Consider the following 25,414-nt stretch of genomic DNA (forward strand, 5'->3'; position numbering starts at 1 on the left):
TATAAATTCTATTATTAAACCCTGTACGACGTAAAAACGAACAAGTATTGAGAGGATTTACCGAAGTTAACTGAAATAAAAATAGTTACAGTTTATACAAAAGGAAAATTAGACCATCTAACTAAAATAGCATTTACCATCTGTAACAAAATATATTACATTTAATTCAAAAATAAAACAACTATTAACATTGTTTTATTTTCTTTAAGATGGATGTAATTGAAATACGATCGAGGTATGCTGAAAAATATTGATCGGTTAATCAGCAAGCTTTTTCAATCATTAAAAATATAATAATGCCACTTTTTCTTTTGCTTCTAAGTTTTCAATCATTGAATACCAAGTCTCTGGTTTATTTGATAAGACGGTATAATAGCGTTTCAAAAATTTCACTATTAAGTCTGTTTGCAGTTCATTCCTTTCTTCATCCATTGGGAGGAAACATAGATCTAGACCAGTTACAGCTTCTCCATCATTGTTCCAGGACGGGTGAACATATGGAAAATCCAGACGTTTGTATCCAAGGTGTGCCAGCACTTCACGACGAACATAAGGATCCATCGGCTTAACACCGCCAAATTCATAATGCTCTATACGATAGGGATCATAGATTTCAGCAAACATGCCCATCAGTTTCTTCCCATTCGCTGCTGCTAATTCATTCAGGTCTTCTAGTCTTTTATTCGCTAAAAATGGGCCGATGCCCAAGCCTGCTTGGCCAATAATTGTAAAATCCGTCATCGCTACATTAAAATCTTCATAATAACGGTACTCAGTTGCGCCAACTACTTTTCCTTCATGAACAGCGACAAAAACACGGATACCTGGATCTTCGAGCGGTTCTTTCCAAAGATCAAATTCTAGTACTTCTTCTGGGGGGAACACATCTTGCATTAAATGATGCATTTGTTTAAATAACGGATCGTTGATATTGGTAATTCTACTATATTCCATTGGATCATCTCCTTTTCTTTATTTTGAATGGGAAAACGGATTTTTCCATTCCATTAGAGTGCCATAATTATACGATTCTTCATCCTCTAAATAATTTGCTACTACTTTTACTGGTGTACGGCCGCAACGGAGGAGAAAAGTGATAACTGGATCCTTCAGCTCCCCTTTTACCACAGCATCTATATATTGTTCAGGTGACTTTTCATTCGCATGTTTGTGATAACCTGGCATCCTGCCCCCACCAAGCAGTCTTTCCAACCCCAAATGAACAACAACATCATACATAGAAAACATCAACCACTTGCCTAAACCTAACTTTCGAAAAGCTGGACGGACACCTATATCGACAACGTATAAGCTATTCCCTTTAGGGTTGTGGTTCCGGATATAGCCATTATCCGTTATTTCTTCCCAGGAATGTTCTGGATGTTGAGGATCAAATTCGACAAGAAGTCCAGTCATAGACCCAGCTATTTCACCATCCACTTCGATACATAAAGCTCCCTGTGGAAAAAGAGTCACGTGATTATTTAGTTGCTCTTCATTCCACCATAATTCAGATGGAAATGGAGGAGGAAAGCTTTCCTGTTGAATACGAATTAAGTCAGGAAAGTCCTTCTTTTCATAATTTCGGATGACAACTGGAACAGGTTTGTCTTGGTCGAAAACGAAAAATTCTTTTCGGTACATGAGGATTCCTCCATTTCATTCTATAAATCAGCTTATTTTGTTTCCCAATCTGGGTAAAGATCTGTGCGTCGGTCACGCCATGTGGTCACCGATCCTTTTTCACGAACTTGATATAATAGCTCTAAATTCAAGTCAGCTGTAACGATCATATCTTGATTAATCTCACCTTCTACCAAAATCCCTTTTGGCGGGAATGGAATATCATTTGGTGTGATGACAACTGCCTGGCCAAAATTGGCACGCATGAAATCAACGGTTGGCAGCGCACCGACCGTACCAGTTGTGACAACATAGACTTGATTTTCGATGGCTCTTGCATGACTTGTGTAACGAACACGGTGAAAGCCGTGGCGATCATCTGTACATGATGGACAGAAAATGACATCTGCTCCTTTCGCTTTTGCCATACGAACGATTTCCGGAAATTCTATGTCATAGCACGTTAACATAGCGATTTTCCCTTTTTCAGTCTCGAAAACTTCCAGACCGTCTCCGGGACTCATATTCCACTCATGTACCTCTGTCGGAGTTATATGAAGTTTCGCTTGTTCCACCACTCTTCCATCCGGGTAAAACATATGAGCAACGTTATAAAGGCGATCACCCTTACGGATCACATGTGTTCCACCTATAATGTGCATCTTATATTGTTTGGCAAGTTCGATAAATAATGACCGGTACTGATCGGTATAATCAGGTAATTCTTGGATGGTTAATGCTTCCCCTTTATTGTTCCCAATGGACATAAGTTGAGTAGTGAAAAATTCAGGGAAGATGATAAAATCGGATCCGAATTCTTCTGCTGTTTTTATATAATGCTCCACCTGGTCTGCAAACTCTTTAAAAGAGCTAATGGTATGAAGATAATACTGAACGGCTGATACTCTCATTTGCATACAATCCCCTTCTTTCTATTTGTAATAATCATATAAGCCTATTATTAGCGAAATGACAAATTTGAACAAGTACGCACTTTTTAATTACATAGTGAAAAAAACTATACTGTAAAATTTATATAGTTTCCCCTACCTTATTTTATTAGGATAAAATAATCTTTTCTTTTTCATACTAAAAGGAAGAATTACTATTACACTTTTTCTAAAGTGAAAAAATGGCAGCTTATATCAGTGAGGGATGTTTATGTTTTGGAAAAAGGGTAAAAGCATTGATAATAATAATAGTGACACACAACAACCTGTGCAAAGGAAGATATCTCTAGACTCTCTAAAACAGGTTTTAGACAATATGGACGATGTAGAGATAATCGAACGCACTACACTTAACGATCAAAAAGTTATCATAATCTATTTAAGAACCTTAATTGACCAGGATCGTTTGAATGAATCGATAATAGAACCTGTTATCCAATGTCCACATGCCTTGATTTACGAAAGCATAGCCACACCTAAAGTAATGAAGATCCAATTACTTGAAGAGGCACAGAAATTACTCCTCACCGGTGCTGTACTTCTGAATGATTGTATCCAAGAACAATGGTTGGTCATTCCTATTCCTAACGAATTAAGTAGGGGGATTGAAACCTCTGAAACAGAAACAATTTTATACGGTGCAAAAGATAGTTTCACTGAACAATTAGAACCAAATATCACCCTCATACGCAGAAGACTTCCTATTACTGAATTAAAAACAGAGAAATATAAAGTAGGTTCATTAAGTGAAACAACGGTTGTCCTAATGTACATAGACGGGTTAACCAATCCTGAATATATATCAATAGCAAGAAAGAAAATCTCTGAAATTAACTTTGATTTATTTTTCGATTCATCCCAGGTAGCGGCATTTATGGAGGAACATAATCACAGTATTTTTCCACAATTCCAACAAACTGACCGCCCTGATGTTTGTGCTTATTCCTTAGGGCTCGGTAAATTAACAATCTTGGTAGAGAACACACCGTTTGTATTAATTGCACCAATCACCTTTTTTCACCTTTTCCAATCACCTGAGGATTATATTAATCGTTGGCCGGTTGCAAGTTTTTTAAGAGTTATTCGATATTTAAGCTTTTTTCTGTCCGTCGCACTGGTACCATTATATGTTGCACTAACAACTCACCAGTATCAAATGATTCCCTTACAAATACTATTTGTTTTAGTGGAATCTAGAAGTAAACTACCTTTTACACCATTTTGGGAAGCAATACTGATGTTAACTATTCTTGAAATCATAAAAGAAGCGAGTTTACGGATGCCGACCAAATCAAGTCAAACCTTAGGGGTGATTGGTGGTATAGTTATCGGTCAAGCAGCTGTTCAAGCAGGTTTTGCCAGCAAAGTATTAATTGTATTAGTTTGTATTTCAACCATCTCCTCATTTTTAGTACCAAACTATTTGATGACGAAGGCAAATACACTCATTCAATTTGGTTTTCTTCTCCTTTCATCCATTTTTGGTGTTTTTGGCATTGCCATGGGAGCTGTTGCCATTTTGGCACATCTAAATGGTCTTACTTCCTTAAAACAACCCTATTTTTCACCAGTCGCTCCATTTTACTGGAGGGACTGGATCGATCTCTTTATTAGAGGGCCTTTAATAAACATGAAATCCCGTCCGGATCATTTACACCCTTTACAGAAATGGAGATTCAAACGAAGGATGTGATTCAAAGTTGACCACATTTTCCTTATTTGATAAAGCATCTAAATTTGACGGAATCTATGCCTTTTTCATCGTCAACCGTTTCCAAATGCTTTACCTATTAATTTTAATGCCTAACTACTTATTACAACCGTTTATGATTTGGGGCATTGTTGCAATGGCAATCTTTTCCCAACTCAATATAAGGCTGTTATGCAAATGGCTAGAATCAAATTATGCTAAAAAAGGATATCAAGGTTTTGTAGAGCTTTTTGGTGTTCGAATGGTAAGGCTTTTGACTTTTATAGGCCTTATATTGATACTAATCAAAATAACGGTGATTACACTCGGATACATTGAAGTCATTCATGATTTTATTTTCCCGTCAATGAATTCAAATTGGATTATTTTTTTGATTCTTCTTACCAGCTCCTATGTCGCTTCACTAGGAATGAAAAATACCATACGGTTTGTGGTAATTGTTTTTTTATGTGTTTTTTGGATGATTTTTTTATATTATCCCTTTTTTATTCCACCAATCGCTGCATTACATGATTTGTATCCTTTGATACCAACAAATTGGACAACTGATTCATGGAAAGGACTGTTACTCATTTGGGCTTCATTTTCAGGACCAGAGTATTTAATCTGTTTAATTCCTTGGATCAAACCACAACAAAAAATGAGTAAATATTTAACCTATGCGAATGCTCTTTCTGCTTCAGAGTATTTGCTATTGTTTATTGCGAGTTTATTCTTTTTCGGTTCAAATTATTTAAGTAAAAGTAAATACCCTATTATTCATATGCTTCGATACTTACAATCTCCCATGTTTGAACGACTGGATATTATCCTGATTTCACTACATATGTTTGTATTGGTGTTTGCTATATCAATTTTCTTGTTATGTATATATGGGGCTACAAGAATCATCCTAAAAAAAACAAGTACCCAACCTTCACGTATGGGTTTTGCTGTCACTTGTATTATGTTATTTCTCTGCTTTGTAATTGTGAATAATTGGATTTGGTCCATTAAAACGGAACAGAATATTCTCCTGAATATTCAAATTTGGTTAAGTGGAATAACTTACTTTATCGTCCCAACATTCTTGCTCCTATTGACAAAGCTAAAAGGGCGTGTAAGAGCATGAGACACAAGAAAATGCTTTTTGTTTGGGGAATCTTTGTTTCATTAGTCATGATTCCAGGATGTGCACCATTTGTTGAGAACAACACAATTGAAGATATTGCCCCTGTCACTTTTTGGTCGATTAGTAAAGGCGAAAAAGGAAAAACAAAAATGAGTACATTAGTCCCTCCATTAGTAAATGCGCCAAAAAGCTTATTAACCCTAGAAGTTGATCTCCTTAAACAGGGAGGAAAAGACTTTAATTTAAGATATTATCGTGAATTGAAGGTTGGACAACTCCGTTATTTTTTAATTCATGAGGAATTAGCGAAACAAGGAATTATTCAGTTGATTAACACGCTATTGACAGACTATGATATTTCGCAAAGAATGTATTTAGTAATCGTTAAAGGTAATTTTGACGAATATATTAACAGACAAGCAAAGAAGCAAGAAAACCTTGATTATTACCTGTATCGGATGCTAAGACACTATGAGAGGAAAAAACAAGGTGAAATGACCATTGTCAATTTGCATGAATATAAAAATAAGCTGTTTTCACCATTTTCTGATCCCGTTCTTCCTGTTTTCAAAGTAGCGAAAGATAACTTTACTTATGAGGGGACTGCTTTTTTTAGCAATGATAAATTAATAGAAACGGTCACAAGTACTGAAGATCAAATATTTCAACTGCTTGACAACGATCACTATTTGAAGTTTTTCCCAATACCCAAATTAGATGTGGTTATTGGACGTCTACGCTCAAGAGTAAATGTGGATTTAGATAAAAATCTTTCCCTAGTTACAATAAACGTGAAACTAAATGGAAGAATTGAGGAATATCAAGGTAATAAAAATATACTCAACGGAAATGAACTGATGCAGCTTCAGAAGGAAATTGAAACTGAATTAGAAATGAAAACTACGGAACTCATAAAAAAATTGCAAGAGCTGAAGGTGGATCCTCTTCAAATCGGGACACACACCCTTAGCCCCTTTTCTAAACCCATCAGCGAAAAGGTATGGTCGGCCGCTTGGGGAAAAATGAAAATAAAAGTTAATTATCAGCTTTATTTTGAGACATTACAAAATACTAAAAATAATTATTAAATTATCATAAAAAGAGGTTGACCCCCTTGGCCGGAGTCAACCTTAGATTACCAGTTAAAATTTACCTAATCGACTCTTGTCTTACTAAAGGATTCAACCCAGCAGTTTCCATATAATCTTTTCCCCAGTTATACATAGCATCGAGAATCGGCATCAAGCTTCTTCCTTGTTCAGTAAGGGAGTATTCTACTTTTGGAGGAACCACGGGATAGACTTCGCGTTTTACAATCAAGTCTTCTTCCAGTTCTCGCAATTGATTAACTAGCATTCTCTGCGTAATTCCTGGCATAAGAGCTTTTAGTTCACCAAATCGCTTCGTTCCCTCTTTTCCTAGATGCCATAGTATAAGCATTTTCCATTTACCACCGATAACGGAAAGAGTTAATTCTTTTTCACAATTAAACATCTTATCCTGCATTCGCGACATTTCACATCACCTCCATATTTATTATAACCCATAGTATACTTTTTTCACTATATAAAATAAAAGTCTGTACATGTGATATCCTTCCATACATTATATATTAGCAGTGAATATATAATTCTATTCTGTCACTAGAAGAATTACCTGAAACCTTACCTACTATTTTAAAAGGACAAGCAAGAGGTAGAATCATAGTAAAGATTTAATAAAACAATAGAGAGAGACCCAAAGTCTCTCTCTAAAGGAAATTACTTTCTTAACATGACAACATTTTATCAACCATTTTGACACCCATCAAAACTAGGTCCTTTCTTTTTCATAAAGCTACTTATCATTGATCTAATTCTTAGCCAAACTTTCGTGATCAGTGGCAGAGGGAGGTTGTTCCATCCATCCCTTTTCTATTAATAGATTTATACCCTCTTCAGCAATTAAAAGCAATTTCGGTATTCATTCGTGCGTAATCTGCCGTTATGTCTCTTCTTTGTCCCATTGATAATGCCTCACTATAATAAGCAATTGCTGCAGAAAGCAGTGTCGCTATATGAAATAGCATAAGTTTATCTGAAAAGGGTGGAACTGTTGAATCTGTTACTTCTGTTTCAAATAACTTTGGAACATGAAGATTCTCCTCTTTTAACATTGAACTTAGAATATCAAAGTGTTTAATACAAAGCTTACGAGCACGTTCCATATAATCTCGTATCTCTTTAGATTGACAAACTTGACTAAATCCTAACTCCAATACCATTTTCACCATTGTTTTCTGCATATTAAGATGCACACCACTGATTTCAATTGCGTTAATAGGTCTACGTTTCCCGAACCAACCAGTTAAATAATTTTGCTTCCTCACAAAATCAATCTTTTGTTGATTGTTTAAAGTAGGAGGTTTGTTAATAATTCCCTTATTTAAGGAAACACTAGTTACCCTATCATATAGTTCCAATGTTTGCGAAGTACATTCAATAAAGTATTTTCTGACATCCTCTCGTATACAAACACTAGTGGCACCAGCATATCTAGTCAAACCGTGAATTGTCATAATATGTAAATAAACAATCTTAAATGTATCAGTAAATAAACTTGGAGCGTCTACTGTGACATCTTCGTCTGTAAAGCCAATTGGAATTGGAAGATTTTCTAAGGATAAGAATTGCTTCGTTTTTTCTAAATGTGTTTCTGATAATTCTAAGGCAAATTCCAGTAAATCGCGAATATCTTCAACCTTTACATCATGTAACATATAGCGAAGAATACATCGTGACAAACTGTCATTAACATATTGTGACCAAATGACAGCATATTCTGATGCATTAATTTTAGTATGGTGATTAACTTGTTCCATTTTATCATCCCTCCTAGCTATTATAGGTTAGGATAACCGTTTACATTAATTTTATTTGTTAAATGTTCCTTGCAAGAAGAGTATTCGTTAAAACAGCCGGATTATGGTCAACAAATCCATCATAAAACGAAGCAGATCCAGTGGGGTCTGCTTCTTTAGTTCGTACAAAATACTCTTATATGTATCAGTGATACAAGGACATTACTTTCTCTAAATCAACAATTTACTGTTTAACTTCATTCTGTGCTAAGCGTACAAGCATTTGATCGTATAATAGTAAACTTGTTAGGCAAAAAGCATATTTGAATATAAATTTCACCATAATATAGATATACATGAATGGCTCTAAGTGATGAGGTGATTATATGCCCTTCAAACAACAGTTCTTAAAAAATAAAATTGAGAAACAAGCAATAGGTCATCAAGATATTAACCATTTATTTACTAAAGCAAAAAAATCCAGTGATTTTGGGCAACTTTCACTTATAAATAAAGCAGGACATTTCATCCTTTCTTACTACAACACGCTAATTGATCGAGAACAATTGCAGTGCAAAGTATTAAATGTTTTTCAAGAACCGTCTTTTGATATTGGTCACATAAAGAACATTGAGGATATTAGGAATACGATTCCCATTGATGATATTTTGATTACAGACAACATTGAAGTGATCGAATCGAAATTCCTTAAAGGGTATGCTATTCTGCAAATGAAAGAAAATGATTATAGGTGTGCTTTAATTAATTTATCCAATGAAAAAGTTGGGTTGCGTGAGCAAAATAACGTTGAAAATGAGTTCAGCGTCATAGGACCTCAAATCGGATTTGTTGAACATGTCGATATCAATATACATTTACTAAGGCAGCAAATCAATACACCTAATTTAATCATCCAAGACATTCAAATAGGGTCTATGTCACATACTAAAGTCATCATCGCTTATATTGAAGGGATTACAAATGAGCAGCATATTCAAACGATGACTCAACGATTACAAAATATCGATTTTGATGTAGTTTTTGATTCTTCTCAGCTTCATCAAATCATAACCGATATTCCTTAACACCTTTTCCGCTACTTCTATCCACGGAACGTATTGATAGAACGGTTTTTGCTTTGATTAGCGGACAAGTAGCTGTTTTTAGTAATGGATCGGCTTATGCCGTCACGGGCCCCTCCACATTACTGGATTTTTTTGTTTCGCCTGAAGATTACTATTTACCGTGGATTATTGCGTCTTTTTTTCGTTTGATACGTGTCTTTAGTGTGCTTTTCTCAGTTTTTGCAACCTCTATATACATAGCTGTTTTGACATATCACTATGAAATGATTCCAAAAGTGTTACTCGGTCCCCTTAGCTTTTCACGTCATAACGTTCCGTTTACACCTGTATTAGAAGTACTTTTTTTGGAATTGACGATTGAACTTTTACGTGAAGCTGGAGCACGCTTACCTACTAAGGTGGGACAAACGCTGGGAATCGTAGGAGGTATCGTAATAGGCCAGGCCTCCGTTGAAGCAGCACTTACAAGCAATGTGTTGCTTATTATTGTTGCCTTATCTGCTTTGGCTTCTTTTACTACACCGATTTATAAAATGTCGAACACCATACGCTTTTTACGTTTTCCTTTGATTATATTAGCATCGATATGGGGCGGATTTGGGATTGTTATAGGAATAAGCTTTTTGATCGTTCATCTGACACGTTTAGAATCATTAGGTACACCCTATACCGTTCCCTTATATCCATTTAGGCGTAAAGATTTAGCGGATAGCATTATACGTTCGTCCTATAATGCCACTTCAAAAAGACCAAGTTATTTACGTCCCAGATCCCTTTGGAGATATCATCCAAGTGACCAGATCAAAAAGAAAAACGATTTTGATGATTGATCAGAAAATAATAGACGAGGTGAGGTATGAACTCACGTTTTTTCTTTGCGATTAGCTTCATTGTCTTCCTAACTGGGTGCGAGAATGAAAGGACTATTGATCAAGTTCAGATTATCGAATCGATTGGTTATGATCAGCATGAGGATGAAATCAAGGGAACTGCTATCTATCCTACGTTCACAGAAAAAGGACAAACCAAATTAAATATCTTGACGACAAAATCTGCTTCGTATGATGATATCCTCCCGAGAATGAATACAATGTCTGCGCATCCAATCGAAATAGGCCAATTACGTTTAGTATTGTTCGGCAAGAAGTTTGCGGAACAAGGGATTAATCCGGTTATAGAAAGCCTTAAACGGGATCCAGCTGTAGGAAGTCGAATGCAGCTCGGTATAGCCGAACATACAGCAAAAAATATATTAATATCAGGTATAAATACAAACCTTCCCTTCCATTTAAGCGATAAAATTAATCAGAATATACAGAATGGAAATTTACCCAAAATGAATTTACACCTTTTTTTGGAAAACTTTTATAGTAAAGGCAGAGATCCATATTTGCCTTTCTTTACCATAGAGGAGGGAAGAGCCCACATTAATGGGTTAGCTTTATTTAAGAATGACAAGTATATAAAGCATATTAATTTAAACCAGTCATTTATTGTAAAAATGCTAATTGACGGAGCAAAAAATGGATATTATCACATCAAAATCAATGAAAATAAAAAGGATGGTTTTATTTTATTAAAAAATCTGGATGCAAAAGCTCATTTTACAATTAGTCAAATCGATCCAGTTCCGAACATATCTATCGATTTAACGGTGAATACTCAGATAAAAGATGTCCCGCCTTGGCTTAATGTAACCGTAAAAAACGATATCCTAAAAATGGAAAATATTATGAATAAACATTTTAATGAAGAAGTCCAGCAATTAATCTCATTGTTTCAAGAATACCAAGTAGATCCAATCGGGTTTGGAGACATGGTTAGAGCAACATCAAGCAAGTGGAATTATCGCCGGTTTCAGGATGTGTATCCACATCTCAAAACTACAGTCAATACAAAGGTGAATATTATACAAACAGGTGTCGGGGAGTAAGGATTTCATTTTTGAAGAGGAGAGGAATAATGTGCACACTTTAACCGATGAACGATTTTTAGTATCTCCTTTTTTCGTTTTCTTTCTGATTTACTCTAATATTGTTGGTGTGGGAATCATGAGTTTTCAAAGAGATATCATAAAGAGCGCCGGTTACGATGCATGGATTTCCGTCCTATTAACCGGTATAAGCATTCATGTTTTAGTTTGGATGATATATCGCATTCTTACAATTGCTAATAATGATATCATTTATATCCATCAATTTTGCTTTGGGAAATGGATTGGCGGGTTATTAAACGTTTTTATCATCATCTATTTTCTTGTAGTGGGATTGATTGTTTTCCGTGTTTATATTGAGGCTGTTCAAGTTTGGATGTTTCCTTTAATGAAGACATGGCAAATAAGCGTGATTTTTCTATTCCTTCTTTATTACATTGTTTCCAGTGGGTTTCGTGTGATTACCGGGGTGTGTTTCTGGGGAACAGTTATACCTTTTGTTTTTCTGTTTCCCCTTTTATTCTTTTCCTTAGAATTTGCCCAATTCAATCATTTACTGCCTCTTTTTAATCACTCGGTTAATGAAATATTAGGATCATCTAAAAAGATGGTGTTTCAGTTTCTTGGCTTTGAGACTTTACTCATGTTCTATCCATTTATCAAGAATCCTGAAAAATCAAAAAAATGGGCTCATTTCGGGGTTTTGTTTACAATCTTCCTATACCTTTCCGTAACAATCATTACTTTTGTTTTCTTTAATGAAGAGCATCTCAAACATACGATTTGGCCGACCTTGACTTTACTTAAAATTACGGAAATGCCTTTCATAGAAAGAGTTGAATATATTGTCGTTTCCGTATGGTTCCTTGTCGTATTGCCTCATATTAGCCAGCATCTATGGGCAGTCTGCCGCGGACTCAAACAGTTAGTAAATATCAAACAACGTATCAGCTTATTGATTTGCCTCTTTTTATTCTTTTTGTTCTCTAATGTATTAGAGAGTCATAAACAGATAGAACGATTAGCTGATTTATACTCATCTGTCGGCTTCTATTTTATATATTTGTATATCCCTTTTCTCTTTTTAACGATTAACATTAAACAAAAACTAACTAAATAGGGTTTTGATGGGAGAATAATTCGATATGGATATTAAATCTCCCCGATAAAAAAACTGTATGGAATAAATTCTACACAGTTTTTTGAAAATCCTATTAGATTGTCAGCAACTACAACAAGAGTCCTTTTTTAAAGTAAATTTTCAAATAATATCCAATGGTATTTTCCTAGTAGGTTTAGGAAATACTTGATCAATTCTACTGAGATCTTCTTCAATAAACTCAATTGTTGCTGCTTCAATCGACTTTGATATCAAATGGATTAGATCAGATGAGCTCCTCCATCGATAAGAACCGATGTGCCAGTTGTAAACCCATTTTTCACTAGGTAAACATAGGTTACAGCTATATCTTTAGGTTGAGCAACACGTCCGACAGGTAATTGCTTAGCAATCCCATGGTACATCTTTTGTCTTTGATCTTCTGCCATTCCGCCGTAAAGAGGAGTGTCAACGGTACCAGGTGATACCACGTTTACTCTGATAGCTGCCAGGTCTACTGAAAGTTAGCTAAAAGTTTTAGTGATTCACGATTAAATGCTGGAATATCTTTTAGTTCTCGACTTGTTACAATATTTTTGCTGATGACAACTTCTTCGTCTTTATAATTTGCACCAGCATTTTTTAAATCGTTGCGAATGGATTTATAGCCAGTGATGTCGACACCTTTTAAAAGGTCTGTATCGATTAATACTTGTGGTCCATGACAAATGGCAAAAACAGGTTTTTCATCTTGGATAAATGCTTTTGCAAATTCACCAAAACGATCGTCTTCACGCAATAAATCGGGAGAGAATCCACCAGGGATAAGCAACGCATCAAAGTCAGCAGGATGAACTTCATCAATGGATTTATCAATTTTTACGGTTGTGCCTTTTTTACCAGTTACTTGGTTACCTGATTGTTTGTCAATCTTGATAACTTCATGACCAGCTTCTTTAAAGGCTTGTGCCGGTTCAGTGTACTCCACATCTTCAAATAGGTTTGTTATAAGTGTAGCGATTTTTTTACTCATGCTCATTCACCTCCTTTCAATGACAAAACAGAAGCACATAAATGTTTCCCATCATCTTAAAAGTTACTAATGAACATACTCAAGGTCTCTCATAACATTGGTACTTAAAATGTCTTCTGTTTTGATTTCGAGTAATTTCTCTAGGAATCTTATTGTTCCTAGTACTACTTGAATATCTCCCTCTGTTTTAACGTTTTCCATTTTCTTTTGAACAATCAGTTCATTGATAACTTGTTTGAAAGCATCGGTCTTTATAAGCCATTTTCCAACCAGTTCCTTTGTTGTGTCTCTTTTGCCTTCATTTTTGACAGCAAATATACTTTCCGTTTTCGTTTCTACGAGCGTTATGAAACCGAAATCGGAATCCATACGGATACGAAAATAATTCTTTCTACTGTCATAATATCTTTCTTCCTTTAATATAAAATACTCTATCCCTACTGTGATTTCATAAAAGAGTCGTGTCTCTGTAGGATAATGAAGATCTCTTACATCAACACTATTTACAACGTCTAAATAGGTCTCCAAACCATATTGGGTACTAATGATTTTTGCATCCATTACATTCATGATTTCACTCCCTTTTTCACTTTTGCGGATTGTTTAAATATTTTAAGTAGCTTGTTTACTAAAATCCACTCAATATTAGAATAATTGCTTTTTTCGACTTGATTGATCTTTTGAAATCATCTCATACTTAGACCCTTGGTATTCCCACCAATAAAACCCGTCCTCTTTTAAAAGTTCATCCGAAGCATCCGGACCCATCGAACCTGAACGATAGAAATGTAAGTGGACTGTGTTTTCCTCAAATGCTTCTAAAACTGGCTGCACCCATTTCCACGATAATTCTACTTGAATAAGGATCTATGACTTCCACGTAAAAACTGTATTATATATTATTACAGTTAAAACAAAAAAATAGATTTATATGTTATATAGTGAACAAAAAAGCACTTAGTACATTTTTATACACTATTGAGAGTTATGCAATTTTTCATTTTGGGATTTAAAACAGAAAAATCCCCGTTAATGTACGAGGATCTTTCAAAATTGCCTTGGAGTTATGATTTAAATAATAGTTTGATCAACTAATGATAAATAAGGGAGTATCCCTGGGTTCAAGACTTGTTGTGATATTTTTTCTTAATGCCGAATCTTGGCCCTTGTCGTTTACACAGACATTTATCAAACCTTTGCGAATTGGTTTAAAACAGGTAAATATACACGCTTTCTATTCTCTAGTATCAAACAGGATGCTAACTAATGTAAGCAAATATTACGATTTATTGTTAGAAGGGTTGGCTTTCGGTAATAAAAGCGACCTATCTATACCAGATGTTTCACAAACATATGACGCCTCCATAATAGCTGATGGATCTGATGCTAAAACGACACTTTTTAATTTGGAAAAAATAAACCTGTTCGTAATACAATAAATAACCTTCTTTCTTTCCCCTAAAAAACCTCCTTCTCCATATAAAAATGTAATGCTGATATTTAAATGGTTGATAATACTATCTCCAACTTCATCCGGTTTTTCTGAAATGATCATGACAGATTTCCCATGATTTAATCCATCTAAAACATAATTAATCATTTTCGTGACTAGATAAAAAACCGCTAGAGAAAGCATGGCTTGTTCCAATGAATAGACAAGCGCTGCAATCGTAAATATGAAAGCATTCACGACTAATAAAAATGAGGCAATCGGAAATCGATAGTGTTGGTTAAACCAAATCGCCAGCATTTCAGTGCCATCTATTGCACCGCCAAACTTTACAACGATTCCTATCCCAACTCCTAAGATAACCCCACCGTATAAAACAATTAATACTTCAGATTGAGTAATAGGAGGAATCGATTTAAATAGTACTAAACCAACGGTAGTAATGATATTTGCATATAGAGTTCTAATGACAAAGGTTTTACCCACTTCTTTAGCTGTAAAAATTAAGATAGGAATATTTAAGCCCAAAAATACAACATAAATTGGGATTCCCCATAAAGCATTGGCCATAATTGATAACGCTGTTACACCACCATCTACTAGCCCGTTTGGTGCTAACATCGTTTCTAATCCCATAGCAACGATTGACGCGCCAAAAGTTAAAAAAACATACTCAACAAATTTTTTCATCATCTCACCTTTAATTATCTATTATTCTTGATTCCTTACTATAAAACAGTTGAGCTAAAATCCTTTTCAACACAGGAATATTATTCACCTTTTTCCAGATTGTACTCCTTTATTTCCTTTATGCACTGGATCATTGCAAATAAAAAGACCACAATTCTTGACTTATTAAAAGTGTTTCTTCGCTAAATCAGGATCTGTTCTTTTGATTAATGGATGTGGGATAGGAATATACCCCATAAAGCTATAATGATATTCTGTTAACCCCCCAATAAAACTTCGTTCATCAAGTTGCTTGAACCTTTCAATTGGAAAAAAGCAATTTATGTCCTCGTCTGCATTCTAGTGATTATTATGTTCGTGAAAATGATAGCAACAATTTTACGAAAACAGCTTATAGTAAGACTTTATAAGCGGTTTGTCTTTTAGTATACTTTTTTACACTATGTAAAATAAAAGTGCGTACTTTTAATGTTGAATCATACGTTGTATACTTGCAATTGTTCAGCGAGAGGACATGGTATCCCTTATTGCTGGCAGGTACAGTTAATGCACTATAAGGATAATATTACTGTAAAAGTATTATTACCCTTTGGAAACATGATCACTGTACAACAATTAAAAAATTATAGGAGTGAATATAGATGGAATTACAATTAGCATTAGATTTAGTGAATATCCCAGAAGCAATAGAGTTAGTTAAAGAAGTGGAAGAGCACATTGATATCGTTGAAATCGGTACACCGGTTGTAATCAATGAAGGTCTTCATGCTGTAAAAGCAGTTAAAAAAGCATTCCCTAACTTAAAGGTATTAGCAGACCTAAAAATCATGGATGCTGCTGGTTATGAAGTAATGAAAGCTTCTGAAGCAGGGGCTGATATCGTCACAATTCTTGGAACGGCTGAAGATATGTCAATCAAAGGTGCTGTTGAAGAAGCGAAAAAACAAGGTAAAAAAATCCTTGTTGATATGATTGCTGTAAAAGACCTTGCTGGACGTGCAAAAGAAGTGGACGCTATGGGCGTTGATTATATTTGTGTTCATACTGGCTATGATCTTCAAGCAGTTGGAAAGAACTCTTTTGAAGATTTACAAACCATCAAAGGTGTTGTAAAAAATGCTAAAACTGCAATCGCAGGTGGTATTAAGTTAGACACACTTCCAGAAGTCATCAAAGTACAACCAGACCTTGTCATTGTAGGTGGCGGGATTACTGGACAAGGTGATAAAAAAGCTGCTGCTGCCAAAATGCAACAAATGATTAATCAAGGGTAATTCAGATTATGAATACAACTCAATACCTAGCAGAAATCATAAAAGAGTTAAATCGCTCCGTAGATTTAATTTCGAATGATGAAGCTGAAAAATTAGTTAATGGGATTCTTGAATCTAAAAAAATCTTTGTTGCAGGCGCAGGTAGATCTGGATTTATGGCCAAATCATTCGCCATGCGAATGATGCACATGGGAATAGATGCCTATGTGATTGGCGAAACAGTAACCCCTAACTTTGAAAAAGATGACATCTTAATCATTGGATCAGGTTCAGGAGAAACGAAAGGTTTAGTTTCCATGGCTGAGAAGGCAAAAAGCATCGGTGGGACGATTGCAGCTGTAACCATTTTCCCTGAGTCCACTATTGGACAATTAGCGGATATCACAATTAAGTTGCCTGGCTCACCAAAAGATCAGTCAGAGAGTGATTTTAAGACGATTCAACCAATGGGCTCATTATTTGAGCAAACACTTTTACTATTTTATGACGCTGTGATTCTTCGGTTCATGGAGAAAAAAGGTTTGGATACCAATAAAATGTACGGTAAACACGCCAACTTAGAATAAATATATTATTCCTCGAGTTCTAAATAGGAAAGACCGCAAGCTGTTTCCATGCAAGATTGCGGTCTTTCTGTTAAAATGAACTACTTCAATTTGTAATAATTTTAGGAGTGATAAAATGATTTCTTTAAATGGAAAAACTGCAATAGTTACTGGCGCAGGTAGAGGCATTGGTCGTGCTACTGCTATCGCCTTAGCAAAAGAAGGCGTTCATTTAGGCCTAATCGGCTTAAATATGTCTAATCTAGAAAAGGTAGCTGCTGAACTAGCACAATTTGATGTAAAGGTTTCTGCAGCAACAGCAGATGTGACCGATCTTGAATCAATTACCCATGCTGTTGAACATATCAAATCAGACTTAGGCCCAATTGATATCCTAATCAACAATGCTGGTGTTGCTAAATTTGGTGGGTTCCTTGATCTAACACCAGAAGAATGGGAAAAAATCATCCAAGTCAATTTAATGGGTGTGTATAATGTAACGAGAGCAGTATTACCAGGAATGATCGAAAGAAAATCAGGAGATATCATTAATATCTCTTCATCTGCTGGCCAAAAAGGTGCTCCTGTTACAAGTGCTTACAGTGCTTCTAAATTCGCTGTTTTAGGGCTAACAGAATCACTTATGCTAGAAGTAAGAAAACATAATGTCCGTGTTACTGCTTTAACACCAAGTACGGTCGTTACAGATTTAGCCATTGATACAAATCTTGTTAAAGGCAATGAAGAAAACGTGATGCACCCAGAAGACCTTGCAGAATTAGTCGTGGCTAGTTTAAAATTTAATCCAAGAGTATTCGTTAAAACAGCCGGATTATGGTCAACAAATCCATCATAAAAAGAAGCAGATCCAGTGGGGTCTGCTTCTTTAGTTCGTTCAAACAATCTGATAATTATTTCTCATGTTTAATTTCCTTTTTCGGATTACAACTGAATAATTCAGCAAAAAAAACCGACTTAATGTCGGTTTTCAAATTGATTTTTATTTTGTTTGTAAAATTGCATTAACAAGTTCGGTCAGTGATTCGTTGATTGGAGCAACTGGACGACCAAGAATTTTCTTAAAATCATTGCTTTCAACTTCTAGTGAACCGTTCCGAATGCTTTCTTGAATTCCTACTACTATCGGAATCACAAAATCAGGTAAACCTAAGCCTTTCATGATTTCTGCATATTTTTCGTCGCTAACTTGTTGTACAGGTACTTCTTTACCCATTACATTACCAAGAGCAGCTGCCAATTCTTCCTGAGTTAAAAGTGGACCAGAAAGTTCATATACTGTATTATCGTGACCACTTCCAACAAGAACTGCTGCCGCTGCATCTGCGTAATCTTGTTGCAGTGCCCAGCCTACTTTACCTTCTCCAGCAGATGTTACCCATGGAGCTCCAGCCATAGCTCCTTGAATGCTTCCGATTTCATTTTCCAAATACCAATTGTTACGCAAGAAAGAATATGGGATACCAGTCTTAATGATGGCTGCTTCTGTCGCAATATGAGGAGGAGCCATTATATTTTTGCTTTCTGTTGCATTTGCTAAACTTGTGTAAGCAATAAATTTTACCCCTGCATGATCAGCTGCTTGGACAGCATTAGTATGTTGACGAATTCTCGTTTCATTGTCACCATCCGCAGAAATAATTAATAAGCGGTCAATCCCTTTAAAAGCATTTTCTAATGTTTCTGGATGATCAAAATCTCCATGACGAACTTCAACCCCTCGACTACGAAGTCCTTCTGCTTTCTCTGGGTTTCTAACACTTACTACCAACTCTCTTGCAGGTATAGATTTCAATAATGATTCTACAACCTTTGAACCTAATTTCCCTGTTGCTCCAGTTACTAATATTTTCATTAATATTCCCTCCAGTAAACTTTTATCTGTAACAATAATGATTACATGTATTCATTTTAGTTACATGTAACTATTTTGTCAACAGGCAAAATAATAGATATTTTTTTGTTTGTATTTTGGTATAATAAACTTGTAATCAAAACAATTACATGATGATGAAATAAAAAATATAAGGATTAGTTAATAAGGATGGTGACTGAAAATGTCCATCAGCAGCCGATTTGCAGTAGGTATTCATATATTGGCTCTAATTGAATTAAATAATGAAGGAGTTACTTCTTCTGAATTTTTAGCTAGGAGTGTCAATACGAACCCAGCCGTTATAAGAAAACTAATGGGGATGTTAAAAAAAGCTGGTTTGATAAAAGTAAATCCAGGAATTGCAGGTGCTAAACTCGCAAAGGAATTATCTAGTATCACTCTGTTCGACTTATACAAGGCAGTGAATGTTGTACAGGAGAAAGAGTTGTTTAGCATACACGAAAGTACACATCCTGATTGTCTTGTAGGAAGGAACATCCAAAATACAATTGAACCATTATTCACAGCTGCACAATTGGCAATGGAGATAGTTTTAAGAAATGTTACTTTAGAAGATGTTGTGAGAGACATTGCTACTAAAGAAAATATCTGTTAGAAAAGACATTCCTAAAGAATGTCTTTTCTCTTTCTTTCAACTAATCTGCTCTATAGTTAGTTCATTAAGGCCACAAAAATAGCGTTAATCCTGCTTTGAATCAACGCACTCGTTTGTTTAAGTGAAAATGTTCATAATTAGGAAAAAATTTTATTACAAGATAGAGCCTTGTTTTATTCATTGTTTACTTATCTAATTTACGAATGTCCTAAGTATAACCACATGTATCAGAGATAACCTATCTTATGGAGGTGCTAAACGTGGGCCGAAATTTTGAAAAAACCCTTATAAAATTGCTATATTTCTTTGGTATTAGTTCCTTTATTTATTTAATTAAAAAACAACTTGCAATGGGCTGGCTCCTTGTTTTCTTTATAAAAAGTTATTATGCATCATTGGTCGACAAACTGGTTGTTAATACTAGTTATGTTAAATATCCCACCCGATTTCCAAAACAAGTTAAAACAAGTGTGGTGTTTGATTACATACTATTCCCAATTTCATGTGTCTTTTATAATCAACTGACTAAGGATTCTCACATCCTTCAGTGCCATATAAAAGTTCTGTATTTCAGTGTACCGATGACTATACTGAGCTATGGCTAGAAAAAAACACACAGCTTGTTAAATATAAAAAGGGGTGGAATTGGATAACCACTTTTTATTCGCTTTCTTTTTCCTTTTTATTGGTCAGATTTTCAATGTCTATTATAATTGAACGGAAAAGGCTAGAAGTAGCTGAATAACATCTAATAGTACTCCGTACATATTTGAATCCTACGAATAAACCATCACTTGATTAAGCGATAAAAAAATTGTGTATTTGTCTAAGAAGCCGGGTAAGTTGGTACTAAATCGTCGATTCCCTACTTCAACGGGTTATGAGTAGGTTAAACGATGCATTTGCGGGAATACCCTGCTTCATCGGCTTTATGAAGCAGGGTAAGTGGGTTTTAAATCGTGGATTCCCTACTCCATAGCCACTAGTGATGATGATAGAGTCACGGAAGCCTAAGCCTTAATAAGGGACATATTACAGAAACTTTTCCGCTAAAAAGTATACGTTTTAACTTTTGATCTGTAGTCATAAACAATGTTGATGATCATAAATTCATCTGTTTGGTAATGATTGCTTAATCGAAACATTCGTCCCCCGATTTTTTCAAATATGAAGATCCCATACCCTTTTTCTTTGCTCTGTTTTTATGTTAAAGCCTCTTTTATCCTATCTTCCTAAAATTATAGATACTTTTCGAACAAGTTACAGTTTGACCGTTAAAAATTTAAATGAATGTAACGAAGCAAGTATATACTTTCCTTCAGTAAGGGAACCCTAGTCATACATTTTTCTGATTGGGGACGGGCTAAATGAAAATTCTATCAATGATTCAGCCCTGGGCTAGTTTGTTTGTCCTTGGCGAGTCCAAATATGAAACGAGGACATGGAGAACCAACTATCGAGGTCCATTAGCGATTCATACGAGCAAAAAACCGGACAAGGCCGCCTGCCGCTACCCGAGGGTCCAGGAGCTTCTCCAAAAACACGGATATTCAGGAGAAGACCTCCCGACAGGTGTTATCATTGGCGTCTGTGAACTGAAAAATTGCATAAGAGTGGTTGAAAGCAATGAAACTTGGGCGGTACTGGAAGATGGGCGAGTTGTTTCCGGTATTGAATTTTTGTTAGGTGATTATCGGGTAGGCGGTTATGCCTGGGAAGTGGAAGGGATGCGCACGTTAAAGGAGTTTATTCCTGCAAAAGGGCAGCTTGGTCTGTGGGAGTATCCCGGAATGGATCATTAAAAACTAGTCTTAGTTAAGTCAGCAGGACTTCCTAACTGACTATACGGCGAATGTATTACCTAAAATGTAATCCAGTAGTTGCTAGGAGAGCAACGACCACCATGTGGTAGTCGTATCCTTGTTAACACAAAAGAAGTATCCCATCGGTCTAGTCAGTGCATTTACTTACTTCAGAATCCTAGGCCGGGAGCCTCCTCTGCGCTGCATGGGAGTATATTTTCCCGATACCTCTGAAGACATACAAATTCAATCCCTTCTCTCCTGTCTATCCTCAAAATTTCTATAAAATGTCCAAAGGCATTTTTCTAGTCGGTTGCAGAAATACTTCATCAATTCTATTTAAATCCTCTTTTGTTAATTCAATAATAGCAGCTTCCGCATTTGCTAGTACATGCTCTTCTTGAACAGCTTTTGGAATAGCTAGACAATTGTTAGACCGGATTGTCCAAGCAAGAGCGATTTGTAAGGGTTGTACAGCGTACTTTTTTGCAATCTCTAAAATGGTTGGATCCGTTAACAGTTGTCTTCTTAAAGAACCCCCTTGAGCAAGCGGGCTATATGCCATAATAGGCATGTGATGTTCTCGCTGCCATGGTAAGAGATCATACTCTATACCCCTTGAACCAAGATGATATAATACTTGATTAATCATACAATTTTTTCCGTTAGTGGTGTTCCATAACTCTTTCATATCATCAAAATCAAAATTGGAGACTCCCCACCTTACTATTTTTCCTTCCTTGCGTAGCTTTTCCATTCCTTCAATGGTTTCTGCTAATGGCACACGTCCTCGCCAGTGTAATAGGTACAAATCAAGAAGATCGGTTCCCAGCCTTTTTAGACTGTTTTCACACGCTTTGGCAATCATATCTAATCCAGCATGATGAGGATACACCTTTGATACTAAAAAGACGTCATCTCTTCGTCCTTTAATGGCTTCACCTACTAAGCGTTCAGAATCGCCATCACCATACATTTCCGCCGTATCTATTAGTTTCATGCCTAATTCTATTCCGAGTTGTAAAGCTTTGATTTCCCTTTCTCTCATTTGAGGATTTTCTCCCATGTACCAAGTTCCTTGTCCTATTCTTGGCATAGAAGTTCCATCAGGCAATGTAACTACACGACTTTCAAGGGAATTTCTTATTTTTGTTAATTTATTTTCGTCCTGTACACTCATTAAAAATCAACACTTCCTTTTGTATCTTTTTATGTACCTAATAACAAAAAAGGCGGCAATACTCTTTTGCAGTATTGCCACCAGTGAATTACTTAATTCTTAACTTATTTCTATTTTAGTTAGAACCGCTGCTTGGCAGGGTGATAAGCTTCCGTTCAACATCCATTTAGGCCATTATACTAAGTGGGCTCCACCATCAATAAGAACAGCCGTACCAGTAGTAAAACCATTTTTAGCAAGGTATACATAGGTTTCAGCTATGTCTTTCGGCTTTGCAATCCGTCCAACAGGGAGCTGTTGTGCAATGCCGTTGAACAGTGCTTGCCTCTGATCATCTGGCATTCCAGCATAGATTGGAGTGTCTACAATTCCAGGTGAAACCACGTTTACCCTAATAGGGGCTAGGTCTACGGAAAGTCCTCGAACCAATCCTTCAATGGCTGAATTGATTGCCGCTAACGTAGTAGCGCCTTGAGGAGGACGAACGCCATATACACCAGAGGTTAAGGTGATTGAGCTCTCATTGTTTAAATATGGAAGTGCTGAACGGACGGTTATATATTGCCCCCAGAACTTACTATCAAACGCCTCTTTAGCACTTGCCACAGGCAATTCGCTAAAGTGCCCCATTGCGCCTTCTCCTGCTGTTACCACAAGGTGGTCAAATTTTCCAACCTTGCTGAAAAATTCTGCTACTTTTTCTTCGCTTCGAAAATCGATTTCATTTCCTTCTACATTGCCACCAAGAACTTGTTTTGCTTCATTTAATTTGGAAACAGAACGGCTGGCAATGATCACTTGAGCTGATTGATCGAGAAACGCTTTGGCAGTTGCTAAACCAATACCAGAAGTACCCCCTATAACAACTACTCGTTTACCATTTAATGACATAGTAAAAAACCTTCCTTCTTAAAACATTTTTTGTATTGAAATTCATTTTGAAGTATTAATTTAAAATTATAAAACATCGTTGGTATTATTCTCATTTAATACAATTAATACAAGTAATTTACCGTGTTTAGTATATGTTTCTGCTAGATATATGAGGGTATAAAAACAGTTAGTATCGCTCTGTCACGTGTTTAATGATGGTGATGCCCTTTGGAAGAATTCGTGATGTCAAATCCTTCTTGCGGCACATAGAAATACTTGATCCAAACCCCATCTAAAAACGGTTCCCTTTTATCAAGTAAAACATCAATGCCTTTGTCTGTTTTCACAATTTCATCATGGTCCGTGGGCGTATCAAGTTTTACTTCATAATGGGCATGGTCCCCATGGTCCAATGTAACGTAGACACGAACCATTTTCCCTTCAGCCTCTTCACTTTCCAACATTTGTTTCAGCACTTTAGCAGCATTTCGGTTAATTTTGCAGTTCATATCATTGTCTCCTATTCTATCAACTTTTATCTTTTAAATTAAGGAATCCTGTAAACAACCTCATAACCTGATTTCACGGTTTCATCCATATTCAGTGCCTTAGAAAAATCAAAAAGGTTTCCTTGCTGATCGCCTTTTTACCTTTCACTTTTTGTAATTTCTGCCAGAAGCTCGTATGAATGCAGGCGAGCTTTGTGGTCGTACACTTGGGCAATGGCCATGATTTCATCTGCCTGGCTCTCCTCCAAAAATGTATGAAGCTTGTCCTTTATCGTCTGCTGGCTGCCAACAATCGATGAGCCTAATTGCTGCTCGAGAGCCTTTAATTGGTAGCTGCCGGCCACTTCGGATATGTCATCTACCGGTGGTTGAAGCGGTGTAAGGTTGCCACTCATCAGATTCAAAAATTGCTGCTGTATTGTTGTAAAAAGGCGCTTTGCCTCTTTATCCGTTTCTGCTGTAATGATATTCAATGCCACGATCGCATATGGCTTTTCGAGAACATTCGAGGGCTTAAACGCCTTGCGATAGATCTGTAGAGCACCCAGAGTGTTAAGTGGCGAGAAATGGGCGGCAAACGCAAATGGCAAACCCAGTTCTCCGGCCAGCTGCGCACTGAAGCCGCTTGAACCCAGCAGCCAGATTGGAATATTCAAACCTTCACCTGGAATCGCTTTTATAGTGTTCCCTTGTGCCAGGGATGGATTAAAGTAACCGCGGAGTTCCGCTAATTGCTCAGGAAAGTCATCTCCGGTACTTCCCAAGTTGCGTCTCAATGCACGAGCGGTCCCCTGATCTGTACCGGGTGCCCGCCCCAGACCAAGGTCAATTCGCCCAGGATATAATGATTCAAGAGTGCCAAACTGCTCAGCGATGACGAGCGGTGCGTGATTCGGCAGCATGATTCCTCCTGAACCGATCCTGATTTTTGAAGTACCGGATGCCACATGGGACATCACCACAGAAGTGGCGGAACTGGCGATAAACGGCATATTATGATGTTCTGCGAGCCAAAAACGGTTGTAACCAAGTTTTTCAGCAAGCTGTGCGAGTTCCAATGTATGGCGGAAAGAGTCAGCAGGAGTACTTCCGGCTGTTATCGGTGAAAGATCAAGCACCGAGAATGGAATTTCGTTTAGTTTATTTGGATGTTTAGACATAAGTTCATCTTCTTCCCTTATCTAATTTTTTTAAAAA

The 25,414-nt window shown here is 36.3% G+C and carries 24 protein-coding genes and 3 pseudogenes; 12 read left to right on the forward strand and 15 right to left on the reverse strand.

Features of this window, described 5'->3' with window-relative positions; genetic code table 11:
* Nucleotides 1-282: 282 nt before the first annotated feature.
* From ACN6MT_RS23665 to ACN6MT_RS23675, 3 genes are read right to left on the reverse strand one after another with little or no spacing between them, the layout of a single operon-like run.
* Nucleotides 283-954 carry a GNAT family N-acetyltransferase gene (locus tag ACN6MT_RS23665; RefSeq protein ID WP_419888332.1) on the reverse strand — a complete coding sequence of 224 codons (672 nt, stop codon included), beginning with the start codon at nucleotides 952-954 and terminating at the stop codon, nucleotides 283-285.
* A gap of 18 nt (nucleotides 955-972) precedes the next feature.
* On the reverse strand, nucleotides 973-1,644 hold the full coding sequence (locus ACN6MT_RS23670) for a GNAT family N-acetyltransferase (protein ID WP_419888333.1): 672 nt from the start codon (nucleotides 1,642-1,644) through the stop codon (nucleotides 973-975).
* 32 nt (nucleotides 1,645-1,676) lie between these two features.
* A complete protein-coding gene (locus ACN6MT_RS23675) occupies nucleotides 1,677-2,540 on the reverse strand; it encodes a carbon-nitrogen hydrolase family protein (RefSeq protein ID WP_419888334.1) in 864 nt (287 codons plus the stop codon).
* 244 nt (nucleotides 2,541-2,784) lie between these two features.
* Between ACN6MT_RS23675 and ACN6MT_RS23680 the strand changes: the two genes are divergently transcribed.
* Genes ACN6MT_RS23680 through ACN6MT_RS23690 form a run of 3 tightly spaced genes read left to right on the forward strand, consistent with a single transcriptional unit; the run spans nucleotide 2,785 to nucleotide 6,483 of the window.
* Nucleotides 2,785-4,266, forward strand: a complete 1,482-nt coding sequence (locus ACN6MT_RS23680; RefSeq protein WP_419888335.1) for a spore germination protein — start codon at nucleotides 2,785-2,787, stop codon at nucleotides 4,264-4,266.
* A 7-nt stretch (nucleotides 4,267-4,273) separates the two neighbouring features.
* Nucleotides 4,274-5,395, forward strand: coding sequence for a GerAB/ArcD/ProY family transporter (locus ACN6MT_RS23685; RefSeq protein ID WP_419888336.1), 1,122 nt, complete (start codon nucleotides 4,274-4,276; stop codon nucleotides 5,393-5,395).
* A complete protein-coding gene (locus ACN6MT_RS23690) occupies nucleotides 5,392-6,483 on the forward strand; it encodes a Ger(x)C family spore germination protein (RefSeq protein ID WP_419888337.1) in 1,092 nt (363 codons plus the stop codon). The genes ACN6MT_RS23685 and ACN6MT_RS23690 overlap by 4 nt, the downstream gene beginning before the upstream one ends.
* 61 nt (nucleotides 6,484-6,544) lie before the next feature.
* On the opposite strand, the gene ACN6MT_RS23695 is transcribed toward ACN6MT_RS23690, so the two are convergent.
* Entirely contained in the window at nucleotides 6,545-6,910 is a 366-nt protein-coding gene (locus ACN6MT_RS23695; protein ID WP_108669074.1) for a winged helix-turn-helix transcriptional regulator, read from the reverse strand.
* 336 nt (nucleotides 6,911-7,246) lie between these two features.
* Nucleotides 7,247-8,255: pseudogene (locus tag ACN6MT_RS23700) on the reverse strand (DUF3231 family protein).
* Nucleotides 8,256-8,620: 365 nt separating this feature from the next.
* Between ACN6MT_RS23700 and ACN6MT_RS23705 the strand changes: the two are divergent.
* From ACN6MT_RS23705 to ACN6MT_RS23715, 3 genes and pseudogenes are all read left to right on the forward strand, one after another.
* Nucleotides 8,621-10,149: pseudogene (locus ACN6MT_RS23705) on the forward strand (spore germination protein).
* Between the two features lie 26 nt (nucleotides 10,150-10,175).
* Complete coding sequence (locus ACN6MT_RS23710) at nucleotides 10,176-11,252, forward strand: Ger(x)C family spore germination protein (RefSeq protein WP_419888338.1); 1,077 nt, start codon at nucleotides 10,176-10,178, stop codon at nucleotides 11,250-11,252.
* A 118-nt stretch (nucleotides 11,253-11,370) separates the two neighbouring features.
* Complete coding sequence (locus ACN6MT_RS23715; protein ID WP_419888339.1) at nucleotides 11,371-12,372, forward strand: GerAB/ArcD/ProY family transporter; 1,002 nt, start codon at nucleotides 11,371-11,373, stop codon at nucleotides 12,370-12,372.
* A gap of 260 nt (nucleotides 12,373-12,632) precedes the next feature.
* Here the strand turns inward: ACN6MT_RS23715 and ACN6MT_RS23720 are convergent, their stop codons facing one another.
* From ACN6MT_RS23720 to ACN6MT_RS23740, 5 genes and pseudogenes are all read right to left on the reverse strand, one after another.
* On the reverse strand, nucleotides 12,633-12,842 hold the full coding sequence (locus ACN6MT_RS23720) for an SDR family oxidoreductase (RefSeq protein WP_419888340.1): 210 nt from the start codon (nucleotides 12,840-12,842) through the stop codon (nucleotides 12,633-12,635).
* Nucleotides 12,843-12,865: 23 nt separating this feature from the next.
* Nucleotides 12,866-13,384 carry a type 1 glutamine amidotransferase domain-containing protein gene (locus ACN6MT_RS23725; protein WP_419888341.1) on the reverse strand — a complete coding sequence of 173 codons (519 nt, stop codon included), beginning with the start codon at nucleotides 13,382-13,384 and terminating at the stop codon, nucleotides 12,866-12,868.
* A 66-nt stretch (nucleotides 13,385-13,450) separates the two neighbouring features.
* Nucleotides 13,451-13,954, reverse strand: coding sequence for a hypothetical protein (locus ACN6MT_RS23730; protein WP_419888342.1), 504 nt, complete (start codon nucleotides 13,952-13,954; stop codon nucleotides 13,451-13,453).
* Nucleotides 13,955-14,029: 75 nt separating this feature from the next.
* Nucleotides 14,030-14,242: pseudogene (locus ACN6MT_RS23735) on the reverse strand (glucose-6-phosphate dehydrogenase); the annotation flags it as partial.
* A 421-nt stretch (nucleotides 14,243-14,663) separates the two neighbouring features.
* The gene (locus tag ACN6MT_RS23740; RefSeq protein ID WP_419956520.1) at nucleotides 14,664-15,524 is read right to left on the reverse strand and encodes a YitT family protein; all 861 of its coding nucleotides are present in this window, start codon (nucleotides 15,522-15,524) and stop codon (nucleotides 14,664-14,666) included.
* A 641-nt stretch (nucleotides 15,525-16,165) separates the two neighbouring features.
* Here ACN6MT_RS23740 and hxlA point away from each other — a divergent pair.
* The 3 genes from hxlA to ACN6MT_RS23755 all read left to right on the forward strand — a co-directional run bounded on the left by hxlA (nucleotide 16,166) and on the right by ACN6MT_RS23755 (nucleotide 18,199).
* Nucleotides 16,166-16,798, forward strand: a complete 633-nt coding sequence (gene hxlA / locus ACN6MT_RS23745; protein WP_419888343.1) for a 3-hexulose-6-phosphate synthase — start codon at nucleotides 16,166-16,168, stop codon at nucleotides 16,796-16,798.
* A gap of 8 nt (nucleotides 16,799-16,806) precedes the next feature.
* Entirely contained in the window at nucleotides 16,807-17,364 is a 558-nt protein-coding gene (hxlB, locus tag ACN6MT_RS23750; RefSeq protein ID WP_308080005.1) for a 6-phospho-3-hexuloisomerase, read from the forward strand.
* Between the two features lie 115 nt (nucleotides 17,365-17,479).
* Nucleotides 17,480-18,199, forward strand: coding sequence for a 3-ketoacyl-ACP reductase (locus ACN6MT_RS23755; RefSeq protein ID WP_419888344.1), 720 nt, complete (start codon nucleotides 17,480-17,482; stop codon nucleotides 18,197-18,199).
* A gap of 144 nt (nucleotides 18,200-18,343) precedes the next feature.
* Here the strand turns inward: ACN6MT_RS23755 and ACN6MT_RS23760 are convergent, their stop codons facing one another.
* A complete protein-coding gene (locus ACN6MT_RS23760) occupies nucleotides 18,344-19,216 on the reverse strand; it encodes an SDR family oxidoreductase (protein WP_419888345.1) in 873 nt (290 codons plus the stop codon).
* 202 nt (nucleotides 19,217-19,418) lie between these two features.
* Here ACN6MT_RS23760 and ACN6MT_RS23765 point away from each other — a divergent pair, with 202 nt between their 5' ends.
* The 3 genes from ACN6MT_RS23765 to ACN6MT_RS23775 all read left to right on the forward strand — a co-directional run bounded on the left by ACN6MT_RS23765 (nucleotide 19,419) and on the right by ACN6MT_RS23775 (nucleotide 21,655).
* Nucleotides 19,419-19,853: an Rrf2 family transcriptional regulator gene (locus ACN6MT_RS23765; RefSeq protein WP_419888346.1), complete on the forward strand. Its 435-nt coding sequence runs from the start codon at nucleotides 19,419-19,421 to the stop codon at nucleotides 19,851-19,853.
* Nucleotides 19,854-20,203: 350 nt separating this feature from the next.
* Complete coding sequence (locus tag ACN6MT_RS23770; protein WP_419956521.1) at nucleotides 20,204-20,458, forward strand: CBO0543 family protein; 255 nt, start codon at nucleotides 20,204-20,206, stop codon at nucleotides 20,456-20,458.
* Between the two features lie 762 nt (nucleotides 20,459-21,220).
* Nucleotides 21,221-21,655, forward strand: a complete 435-nt coding sequence (locus ACN6MT_RS23775) for an ASCH domain-containing protein (protein ID WP_419888347.1) — start codon at nucleotides 21,221-21,223, stop codon at nucleotides 21,653-21,655.
* A 280-nt stretch (nucleotides 21,656-21,935) separates the two neighbouring features.
* On the opposite strand, the gene ACN6MT_RS23780 is transcribed toward ACN6MT_RS23775, so the two are convergent.
* From ACN6MT_RS23780 to ACN6MT_RS23795, 4 genes are all read right to left on the reverse strand, one after another.
* Nucleotides 21,936-22,835 carry an aldo/keto reductase gene (locus ACN6MT_RS23780; RefSeq protein ID WP_419888348.1) on the reverse strand — a complete coding sequence of 300 codons (900 nt, stop codon included), beginning with the start codon at nucleotides 22,833-22,835 and terminating at the stop codon, nucleotides 21,936-21,938.
* 174 nt (nucleotides 22,836-23,009) lie between these two features.
* Nucleotides 23,010-23,726, reverse strand: coding sequence for an SDR family oxidoreductase (locus ACN6MT_RS23785; RefSeq protein WP_419888349.1), 717 nt, complete (start codon nucleotides 23,724-23,726; stop codon nucleotides 23,010-23,012).
* Nucleotides 23,727-23,917: 191 nt separating this feature from the next.
* Nucleotides 23,918-24,217: an iron-sulfur cluster assembly accessory protein gene (locus ACN6MT_RS23790; protein WP_419888350.1), complete on the reverse strand. Its 300-nt coding sequence runs from the start codon at nucleotides 24,215-24,217 to the stop codon at nucleotides 23,918-23,920.
* A 137-nt stretch (nucleotides 24,218-24,354) separates the two neighbouring features.
* The gene (locus tag ACN6MT_RS23795; RefSeq protein WP_419888351.1) at nucleotides 24,355-25,377 is read right to left on the reverse strand and encodes an LLM class flavin-dependent oxidoreductase; all 1,023 of its coding nucleotides are present in this window, start codon (nucleotides 25,375-25,377) and stop codon (nucleotides 24,355-24,357) included.
* Nucleotides 25,378-25,414 lie beyond the last annotated feature (37 nt).

Source organism: Neobacillus niacini (genome assembly GCF_048572935.1).
Classification (GTDB): domain Bacteria; phylum Bacillota; class Bacilli; order Bacillales; family Cytobacillaceae; genus Neobacillus; species Neobacillus niacini.

Excerpts from the sequence above, each read along its gene's own strand:
- ACN6MT_RS23740 (WP_419956520.1), bottom strand. The coding sequence starts at position 15,524 with ATGAAAAAATTTGTTGAGTATGTTTTTTTAACTTTTGGCGCGTCAATC.
- ACN6MT_RS23730 (WP_419888342.1), bottom strand. The coding sequence starts at position 13,954 with ATGAATGTAATGGATGCAAAAATCATTAGTACCCAATATGGTTTGGAG.
- ACN6MT_RS23680 (WP_419888335.1), top strand. The coding sequence starts at position 2,785 with ATGTTTTGGAAAAAGGGTAAAAGCATTGATAATAATAATAGTGACACA.
- ACN6MT_RS23725 (WP_419888341.1), bottom strand. The coding sequence starts at position 13,384 with ATGAGTAAAAAAATCGCTACACTTATAACAAACCTATTTGAAGATGTG.
- ACN6MT_RS23770 (WP_419956521.1), top strand. The coding sequence starts at position 20,204 with ATGGGCTGGCTCCTTGTTTTCTTTATAAAAAGTTATTATGCATCATTG.
- ACN6MT_RS23695 (WP_108669074.1), bottom strand. The coding sequence starts at position 6,910 with ATGTCGCGAATGCAGGATAAGATGTTTAATTGTGAAAAAGAATTAACT.
- ACN6MT_RS23775 (WP_419888347.1), top strand. The coding sequence starts at position 21,221 with ATGAAAATTCTATCAATGATTCAGCCCTGGGCTAGTTTGTTTGTCCTT.
- ACN6MT_RS23760 (WP_419888345.1), bottom strand. The coding sequence starts at position 19,216 with ATGAAAATATTAGTAACTGGAGCAACAGGGAAATTAGGTTCAAAGGTT.
- ACN6MT_RS23715 (WP_419888339.1), top strand. The coding sequence starts at position 11,371 with ATGAGTTTTCAAAGAGATATCATAAAGAGCGCCGGTTACGATGCATGG.
- ACN6MT_RS23765 (WP_419888346.1), top strand. The coding sequence starts at position 19,419 with ATGTCCATCAGCAGCCGATTTGCAGTAGGTATTCATATATTGGCTCTA.
- ACN6MT_RS23785 (WP_419888349.1), bottom strand. The coding sequence starts at position 23,726 with ATGTCATTAAATGGTAAACGAGTAGTTGTTATAGGGGGTACTTCTGGT.
- ACN6MT_RS23690 (WP_419888337.1), top strand. The coding sequence starts at position 5,392 with ATGAGACACAAGAAAATGCTTTTTGTTTGGGGAATCTTTGTTTCATTA.
- ACN6MT_RS23675 (WP_419888334.1), bottom strand. The coding sequence starts at position 2,540 with ATGCAAATGAGAGTATCAGCCGTTCAGTATTATCTTCATACCATTAGC.
- ACN6MT_RS23670 (WP_419888333.1), bottom strand. The coding sequence starts at position 1,644 with ATGTACCGAAAAGAATTTTTCGTTTTCGACCAAGACAAACCTGTTCCA.
- hxlB (WP_308080005.1), top strand. The coding sequence starts at position 16,807 with ATGAATACAACTCAATACCTAGCAGAAATCATAAAAGAGTTAAATCGC.
- hxlA (WP_419888343.1), top strand. The coding sequence starts at position 16,166 with ATGGAATTACAATTAGCATTAGATTTAGTGAATATCCCAGAAGCAATA.
- ACN6MT_RS23755 (WP_419888344.1), top strand. The coding sequence starts at position 17,480 with ATGATTTCTTTAAATGGAAAAACTGCAATAGTTACTGGCGCAGGTAGA.
- ACN6MT_RS23665 (WP_419888332.1), bottom strand. The coding sequence starts at position 954 with ATGGAATATAGTAGAATTACCAATATCAACGATCCGTTATTTAAACAA.
- ACN6MT_RS23790 (WP_419888350.1), bottom strand. The coding sequence starts at position 24,217 with ATGAACTGCAAAATTAACCGAAATGCTGCTAAAGTGCTGAAACAAATG.
- ACN6MT_RS23795 (WP_419888351.1), bottom strand. The coding sequence starts at position 25,377 with ATGTCTAAACATCCAAATAAACTAAACGAAATTCCATTCTCGGTGCTT.
- ACN6MT_RS23780 (WP_419888348.1), bottom strand. The coding sequence starts at position 22,835 with ATGAGTGTACAGGACGAAAATAAATTAACAAAAATAAGAAATTCCCTT.
- ACN6MT_RS23710 (WP_419888338.1), top strand. The coding sequence starts at position 10,176 with ATGAACTCACGTTTTTTCTTTGCGATTAGCTTCATTGTCTTCCTAACT.